This window comes from Oikeobacillus pervagus (assembly GCF_030813365.1).
Classification (GTDB): domain Bacteria; phylum Bacillota; class Bacilli; order Bacillales; family DSM-23947; genus Oikeobacillus; species Oikeobacillus pervagus.
On the sequence record NZ_JAUSUC010000106.1, the window covers coordinates 1 to 1,405 of the forward strand.

A 1,405-nucleotide genomic window follows, 5' to 3' on the forward strand; every position below is an offset into this window, starting at 1 on the left:
TCACTAGTGTTGCAAAAATAATGTCGTAATTTTCAGTTTTATTATATCTTCTGTTTAGAGCCAAAAAAGTAAATACCGAATTAAAGGTGGCTCCATCCATTTGGAAATAATTTACAATTTGACCTGTGTGACAACGACAATTTGCTTATTAAGGGACGGATTTGCCTTCAATCTTTCGAAGCCAAATATGCGCTGGTTTCCATAATGCAGCCCTTAAATAACGGCTAATTTGTAGCGTTTTTCGCTTGCTTTTTGTTTCAATTTGCACAAGAACATGAAGGCAAAAAACAATAAGTGCGATAAATACTTGGTTTTGAATCGCCCATTCGCTCTGACCGTAAAACTTCTTAATGCTGAGATGTTGTTTGATCCATTTGAAGAACAATTCAATTGCCCAGCGTGATTTGTACATTTCTGAAATCTCTTCGGCACTTAAATCAAAACGATTTGTAATTAAATGGAGTTCATTTCCCTTTGAATCCAAGACCTTTATCAGGCGAAAATAATTTTCAGCACGGTTTTGTGTAGTACCAATTAAGACCATTTGGTCTGATAAAACAGGCATATTTTCGGGCAACTTAAAGTTGTAAACTTCCCGTATGACTGCGTTTTTCCGCAGCCTTGAAAGGAAAAAGTAGCCCTCATCGGTCATGCGGTCAAAACGTTCGTAGTCTAAGTAACCACGGTCGAACACATACATGCATTCTTTGTCATCTATCATAATTTCAAGCTGGCCTCGGTCATGTTCTTTTGCAGTTGTCATTACGGCTTTTTCTGGGTAAGAAGTGCCTTTTTCCATAAATACAAGACGCAGATGCAGTTTCACTCCTGCCTTTGTTTTGCGGAATTTTGCCCATTTATGATTCGTCAAATTCAGTGGCAAAGTGCTAGAATCAATAATTTTTAATGGCATTACAAGTTTCGTATAATGCGTTTTGGCATGAATTTGTGATACTAAATCGAGAAACAGTCTTTGGAAAAGGTCGGGATTCAGCCCATTTAATCGTCGTGATAACTGAGAAATACTAATAGAATCAAGGTCGATAGCCCTTTGAAGCTTGTCATCGAAGAGGCAGTCACTTAGTGCATGAAGACTCTCGACTTCCTGTAGCTGTGCAAAAAGCAGTAACTTTAGGAACGACTCTGTCGTTAATTTTTTCGTATAGAAATCTAATTTCAATGTTTTCACCTGTTCTTCAAATAATTGAAAATTAATTGGTGAAAACCATTGTCCAAATGAAGTTTTTCGTGTAATCTTGTCCATGAGATTTGTCCTTTTTAGTGGATTTGGACGGGTTTACCACCTGACTTATCCATTATAAAGGACTTTTTCTTTGCGCAAAACAATAAAATTGAACATTTCGAGTATTTTTAATAATAAAATTAATTTAATGCAATGCTAGTG

General features: G+C 36.4%; 1 protein-coding gene. It reads right to left on the reverse strand.

Features of this window, described 5'->3' with window-relative positions; translation table 11 throughout:
* Positions 1–148: 148 nt before the first annotated feature.
* Positions 149–1,264 (reverse strand): IS4 family transposase, encoded by a 1,116-nt coding sequence (locus J2S13_RS16835; RefSeq protein WP_307258979.1) that lies wholly within the window; start codon positions 1,262–1,264, stop codon positions 149–151.
* Between the last annotated feature and the right edge of the window lie 141 nt (positions 1,265–1,405).